We start from the raw sequence: 6,817 nt of genomic DNA on the forward strand, positions 1-6,817 counted from the left end.
GGAATGGGAGCAGCGCCGGGGATGAGCGAGCCGCGCACCATCATCGACAAGATCTGGGATTCCCACGCCGTGACCACGCGGGAGGACGGCCAGACGCTGCTGTGGGTGGACCGCCACCTGCTGCACGAGGGCTCGTTCCTCGCCTTCGACCAGCTCAAGGCCCGCGGGGCCCGGGTCGAGCGGCCGGACCTCACCTTCGGCGTCGCCGACCACTACGTGCCGACGCGCGACCGCACGGCGCTGACGCCCGAAATCCGCGACATGGTCGACCAGCTGGTCGACAACACCGCCGCCCACGGAATCCCGCTGTTCGGGCTCGACGACCCGCGCCAGGGCATCGTGCACGTCACCATGCCGGCGCAGGGCATCACGCTGCCGGGCCTGCTCGTCGTCTGCGGCGACAGCCACACCTCCACCCACGGCGCGCTCGGGGCCTACGCCTTCGGCATCGGCGCCTCCGAGGTGGCGCACGTGCTGATGACGCAGACCGTGTGGCAGAAGCGGCCCAAGCGGATGCGAATCACCGTCGACGGCGCCCTGCCGCCGGGTTCGACGGCCAAGGACATCGCGCTCAGCATCATCGCCCGGATCGGTGCCGACGGCGCGGCGGGCCATGCCATCGAGTATGCCGGGTCCGCCATCCGCGCCCTGTCGATGGAGGGCCGGCTGACGCTGTGCAACCTCTCCATCGAGGCCGGGGGCCGGCTCGGGCTGGTGGCCCCGGACGAGACGACGTTCTCCTGGCTGCGCGGGCGGCCGTACGCGCCACAGGGCGCGGACTTCGACCGCGCCGTCGAGGACTGGCGCCGCCTGGCGACGGACACCGACGCCGCCTTCGACCGCGAGGTCGTGCTGGCGGGCCGCGACATCGCGCCGACGGTGACATGGGGCACGAGCCCCGAGCAGGCGCTTCCCATCGACGCGTCGGTGCCCGATCCGGCGGCGGCCGGGGACGAGGGCCGCGCCGCGGCGTGGCAGGACGCGCTCGCCTACATGGGCCTCGAACCCGGGCAGCGGCTCGACGCCATCCGCATCGACCGCGTCTTCATCGGCTCGTGCACGAACAGCCGCATCGAGGACCTGCGCGCGGCCGCCGCGGTGCTCGCCGGCCGGCGCGCCGCAGTCCCCGGCCTCGTGTCGCCGGGGTCGGCCGCGGTGAAGCAGCAGGCGGAGCAGGAGGGGCTCGACCGCATCTTTCGCGAAGCCGGGCTCGAATGGGTCGAGTCGGGCTGCTCGATGTGCGTCGGGATGAACGGCGACATCGCCGGCCCCGGCGAGCGCTGCGCCTCGACGACGAACCGCAACTTCAAGGGGCGGCAGGGCCCCGGCGCCCGCACGCACCTGATGTCGCCGGCGATGGTCGCCGCCGCCGCCGTCACGGGCCGCCTCACGGACGTGCGGCCGCTGCTGCAGGGACGCCAGCCATGACCCCCCTCACCCTCGTCACCGCCCCCGCCGTGCCGCTGCCGCTGGCCAATGTCGACACGGACCAGATCATCCCGGCGCGCTTCATGCGCCGCTCGCGCGCCGAGGGCTACGGGCCCGTGCTGCTCAACGACCTGCGGGCGACGGCGGGCCATGCCGCTCAGGTGCTCGACGACCCGAATTACGCCGGCGCGCAGGTGCTGGTGGCGCGGCGCAACTTCGGCTGCGGCTCGTCGCGGGAGGCGGCGGTCTACGCGCTGGCCGACTTCGGCTTCCGCTGCATCGTGGCGCCGAGCTTCGGCGACATCTTCGCCTCCAACTGCGTCAAGAACGGCGTGCTGCCGGCCCGGGTCTCGGAGGCCGACGCCGAGGAACTGCTGGCGCTTCTGGCGGAGGGCGGGGAGATCACCGTCGACCTGGAGAGCCAGACCATCCGCCGCGGCAACCGCTCTTTCGACTTCGCCATCGAGCCGGTCTGGCGCACGCAGTTGCTCAACGGCTGGGACGACATCGACCTGACGCGCTCGAACGCCGACGCCATCGCCCGCTTCGTCGCCGCCGACGCGACGGCGCGCCCGTGGGCGACGCCACGCCGACCCGGCTGACGGTCCGGAGGACTACTTCGCGCAGTCGACGAGGCCGGTGAAGGCCTTGGCGCGCTCGGCGAGGTCGGCCGGCTTCAGCGCGGGCCGGTCGGGTGCCGCCGTGTCGAGCCGCAGGCCCTGGCTCTCGGCGAAGGCCTGCGCGACGCTGCCCTTGATCGCGAAGTTGACGTTCTGCGCGAGGTCGTCGGTCGCCGCGGCGAGCTTCAGGGCGTTGAGCTTGGCGACGACGACGCCGACGACGGCGCCCGTCTCGTCGAGCAGCGGGCCGCCGCTGTTGCCGGGCTGGACCGGCGCCGAGATCTGCAGCATGCGGCTGTCGTCGCGGATGCCGGCGAGCGCGGTCACGTTGCCGAGCGTGAAGTTGCCGCTCGTCGTGAGCAGCCCGGTCAGCGGGAAGCCGAACACCGCGACGCCGTCGCCGAGCCGGATGCCCGACCGCAGCGGCGCGATGGCGGCGGGCCGCGTGTCCACCTTCAGCACCGCGAGGTCGTTGGTCGTGTCGCGCGCCACGACACGCGCGGGGCGCGGTCCCTCGGTGCCGAGCGAGACCGTGATCATGGTGCAGCCGTCGACGACGTGGTGGTTGGTGAGGGCGTGGCCCTCGCCCGTCACGAAGAAGGCCGTCCCCGTGGAACGCCGCGACACCTGCGGCGCGGGCGCGGGGGTGGATGGCGGAGCCGCCGCCGCGGACGGCGGCAGCGACGCGACCATGGCCGGCGCAGGAACGGGCGGCCGGCGGTCCATGCCCATGGTTTCGGCGCGGAAGAGGTCGGACATCAGCGTCGAGAGACGGTCGCCCCGGACCGCGTCGTCGTTCGCCCAGTCGAGGGTGAAACCGAGGAGACCGCCGCGCACGGCGTGGTAGCGGGCGTAGGAGCCGACCTCTCCCTTGGCCGAGGATATCGCGAAGAAGTCCGGCCGCTGGACCTTGTACTGGATGACGGTGGGCGCCTGCAGCGCCGACAGGGCGGCGTCGTAGGCGGCCTTCACGGTGAGGCCGGGATAGAAGCCGTAGTTGACGCGCAGCGTCCGCGGCGACGTCGCAAACTCCATGCCGTTTCGCGTGGCCGTCTGCGTCAGGCCGAGCCCGCGCGGGACCCAAAGGCGCAGGCCGCCTGCGGCGGGATGCGGCACGGCCGCAAGACCCCATCGCGTGAGCTGCGGAGCCGCCGCGGCGCGCATGGCGGAGACGAACGCCGCGTCAGGCACGCCGCTCGGCGGCAGTCCCGCGTCCGCCTGCGCCTTCTGGATCGCCTCGTGCAGGCGGCGGCTGAACGTGTCGGTGCTCACCGCGGGCCAATGACCGGCGGCGATCATCATCATCTGCAGGTCATAGCGGGACGCCTCCGGCAGGCGCAGGAACGCCGCCTCGGCGTCCTGGTATGAGGCGCCGACGGGCGTCGCCCCGACAACCGAGGGCGCAACCTCGGCGGCGCGGGGCCTGACGACGATCTCGCCCCCGCCGGGCGCGGGGTAGCCGTTCTTCAGCAGGTGCGCCCGCAGCGCCTCGGGGAACGGCACGGTTCGCTGCCGGTCCTTCGGGCACTTGTCGAGGGCGAGCGGCAGCGTGCACTCGGTGGTGGGAAAATCGGAGTTGCGGTCGTAGCTCTCGAGCATGCGGGCCCACGCCGCGTCGCCTTCACCGACCCGGGCCTTGGCGGCGACCCAGCCGGCGAGGAAGCCGTTGGAGCGCCACAGGGCGGTGTCGGCGCGGGCCGCCGCCTCCATGCGGGCCAGGTCCGTCCTCATGAAGGCGCGCATCCGCGGGTCGTCGCTCACGTCGCGCAGCGTCGCGCCCTCCAGCCGGTGAACGCGGGCGGGAGCGAACGAGCCGGCATAGCTGTCGAAGGCGTAGAGGAAGCTGTTGTCGACGCTCACCAGTTCGGCGGCGCCGTCGCCGTCGATGTCCTCGAAGGCGTAGCCGCTGCCGTCGAGCGTCTCCGCCTCCACGACGTGCCACTGGCCCGGCGCCAGCGGCGTGAGGACGTGGGTGACGGTGCAGCAATGAGCTCCGCCCCAGTGGGCCGAGAAGACGATCTGCGGCGACGGCGTCCGCGGATCGAGCCGCACGAGACGCGCCTCGCCGTTGGGCGTCTCGCGGGCGGCGTCCTCGAGCCGCGTCGAGAACACGGTCCGCCCGCCGGTGCGCCCCACGAGCGTGGGCACGCGCCCCTCCTTGCCGCCGGCGGCTTCGAGGGTCAGCTGCACGTCGCCCCATGTCACCGTGACCGGCGCCTTGCCCTCGTAGGCCGCGAAGGCGCGCACAGGCGACAGAGGCGCCTCGTAGACCGTCTCGACGAACTTCTCGCCCCGGGACAGATACGCGTCCGATGGAAGCCACAGGCGCTTGTCCAGCCGGGCCTGCGCCGCCGCGACGCTGTTGACCGGCATCGGGCCCAGCACCACCGCGAACCAGCCGTTGGCCGATCGCACGACGCGCAGGCCGTCCACCTCCCGCCCGTAGCGGCGGGCAAGGTCGGTGGCCTCGTCCAGCGCCTGGCGCGCGGCGAGGACCACCCACCGCTCCGATCCCCCGAGCTGAAGGGACGGCGCGGCGAGGCCGGCGCCCGGAAGGCACGCCGCTGCGATCGCGACGGAGACGACGGTACGCCACGACATGGCCGAATTCCCACCCGGTTTCCACCACACCACAGCCGGCCGCCGCGTTGAAGCCGCACCTGCCGACGGGGTTGCCAGACCCTGAACACGCCTTCGCCTCACGCTCGCCGGGATCGCGGGCTCGCCTGCGGGCGTTGTTTCCCCTGCGCCGCCCTCGGTGGCGCCAAGCCCATGGAGGTGCGCCTTGGCGACACAGATCTTCGTCAACCTGCCGGTGAAGGACCTCGCGAAGTCGATGGCCTTCTTCCGCGAGCTCGGCTTCGCGTTCGAGCCGCGCTTCACCAACGACAAGGCCGGCTGCATGGTCGTCAGCGAGACGATCTACGTGATGCTGCTGGAGGAGACCTTCTTCCAGGGCTTCACGCCCAAGCCGGTCTGCGACGCCACCAAGGCCACGGAGGCGATCGTCTGCCTGTCCCGCGACAGCCGGGAGGCAGTGGACGACCTCGTGAAGCGCGCCGTCGCCGCCGGCGCCACCGCGCCGCTGGAGGCCCGGGACTACGGGTTCATGTACCAGCACGGGTTCGTCGACCCCGAAGGCCACATCTGGGAGCTCGTGCACGTCGCCGCGCCCGAGCCGGCGGCGCTGGAACCGATGCCGGAGGCCGCCTGACGCCATGCGCGTCCCGCGTGCCGGTGCCTTCCGGCGCGAGGCTGGCGCGCGGCCGCGAAATCTGGAAGGCTCCCGCTCCTGCCGAACGGGAGCCTTTCCGCCATGAAGTCACGTGCCGCCGTCGCCTGGGCCGCCAACAAGCCGCTCACCATCGAGACCGTCGAGATCGGAGGCCCGAAGCCCGGCGAGGTGCTCGTCGAGATCATGGCGACGGGCGTGTGCCACACCGACGCCTACACGCTCTCCGGCCTCGATTCGGAGGGCAAGTTCCCGGCCATCCTCGGCCACGAGGGCGCTGGCATCGTGCGCGAGGTGGGCGCTGGCGTCACCACGGTGAAGCCGGGGGACCACGTGATCCCGCTCTACACGCCCGAGTGCCGCACCTGCAAAACCTGTCTGTCGCGCCGCTCCAACCTGTGCACGTCCATCCGGACGACGCAGGGCCAGGGCCTGATGCCGGACGGCACGTCGCGCTTCTCCTGCGAGGGCGGCGAGGTGTTCCACTACATGGGCTGCTCGACCTTCTCGAACTTCACCGTGCTGCCCGAGATCGCCGTCGCGAAGGTCCGCGAGGACGCCCCGTTCGACAAGATCTGCTACATCGGCTGCGGCGTCACGACGGGCGTCGGCGCGGTCATCTACACCGCGAAGGTGTGGCCGGGCGCCAACGTCGCGGTGTTCGGCCTCGGCGGCATCGGCCTCAACGTCATCCAGGCCGCGCGCATGGTGGGCGCGGACAGGATCGTCGGCGTCGACCTCAACCCCGCCAAGGCGGAGATGGCGCGGCGCTTCGGCATGACCCACTTCGTCAACCCCGACGAGGTCGGCCGGGACAAGGTGGTGCAGGCCATCGTCGACCTCACCGGCGGCGGCGCCGACTTTTCCTTCGAGTGCATCGGCAACACGACGACGATGCGGCAAGCACTGGAGTGCTGCCACCGCGGTTGGGGCGAGTCGATCATCATCGGCGTCGCGCCCTCGGGCCAGGAGATCGCCACCCGCCCCTTCCAGCTCGTCACGGGCCGCGTCTGGAAGGGCTCGGCCTTCGGCGGCGCCAGGGGCCGCACGGACGTGCCGAAGATCGTCGACTGGTACATGGAGGGGAAGATCAACATCGACGACCTGATCACCCACACCATGCCGCTCGACGAGATCAACACCGCCTTCGACCTCATGCACGAGGGCAAGTCGATCCGCTCGGTGGTGGTGTACTGAGGGACGGGCGGAAAGCGGCGAGGCCGCCCTTCCCTTCACCATCGCTTGCTGGCCAGGCCCCTCATCCGGCCCTGCGGGGTGCCGCCCCTCATCCGGCCCTGCGGGGTGCCGCCCCTCATCCGGCCCTGCGGGCCACCTTCTCCCCGCGAGCGGGGAGAAGGAAGCTGCGGCGCGCGTGAACCACGTCGGGACCGGGCTCGGTCTTCCGCCGGAAGGGCGCCCCCTTCTCCCCGCCTGCGGGGAGAAGGTCCCGGAGCGAAGCGGAGGGGGATGAGGGCCTCCCCGACCAAGCATCCACAGGATCGCTGTCCTCAACAGAGGATCATTGTCGTTGACGCGC

At 72.1% G+C, this 6,817-nt stretch carries 5 protein-coding genes; 4 read left to right on the plus strand and 1 reads right to left on the minus strand.

Going from position 1 to position 6,817, the window contains the following annotated elements; translation table 11 throughout:
* Window positions 1-21: 21 nt before the first annotated feature.
* Together leuC and leuD are read left to right on the plus strand one after the other, a co-directional pair.
* A complete protein-coding gene (leuC, locus tag ACX9GQ_RS22725) occupies window positions 22-1,428 on the plus strand; it encodes a 3-isopropylmalate dehydratase large subunit (RefSeq protein ID WP_459631890.1) in 1,407 nt (468 codons plus the stop codon).
* Window positions 1,425-2,030 carry a 3-isopropylmalate dehydratase small subunit gene (leuD, locus tag ACX9GQ_RS22730; protein ID WP_459631891.1) on the plus strand — a complete coding sequence of 202 codons (606 nt, stop codon included), beginning with the start codon at window positions 1,425-1,427 and terminating at the stop codon, window positions 2,028-2,030. The genes leuC and leuD overlap by 4 nt, the downstream gene beginning before the upstream one ends.
* A 12-nt stretch (window positions 2,031-2,042) precedes the next feature.
* Here leuD and ACX9GQ_RS22735 read toward each other — a convergent pair whose 3' ends face one another.
* Window positions 2,043-4,649, minus strand: coding sequence for a trypsin-like peptidase domain-containing protein (locus tag ACX9GQ_RS22735; protein WP_459631892.1), 2,607 nt, complete (start codon window positions 4,647-4,649; stop codon window positions 2,043-2,045).
* 184 nt (window positions 4,650-4,833) lie between these two features.
* Here ACX9GQ_RS22735 and ACX9GQ_RS22740 point away from each other — a divergent pair, with 184 nt between their 5' ends.
* Window positions 4,834-5,262, plus strand: coding sequence for a VOC family protein (locus ACX9GQ_RS22740; protein WP_459631893.1), 429 nt, complete (start codon window positions 4,834-4,836; stop codon window positions 5,260-5,262).
* Window positions 5,263-5,364: 102 nt separating this feature from the next.
* The gene (locus ACX9GQ_RS22745; RefSeq protein WP_459631894.1) at window positions 5,365-6,477 is read left to right on the plus strand and encodes an S-(hydroxymethyl)glutathione dehydrogenase/class III alcohol dehydrogenase; all 1,113 of its coding nucleotides are present in this window, start codon (window positions 5,365-5,367) and stop codon (window positions 6,475-6,477) included.
* The last annotated feature ends 340 nt before the right edge of the window (window positions 6,478-6,817 follow it).

This window comes from Alsobacter sp. R-9, from assembly GCF_054612375.1.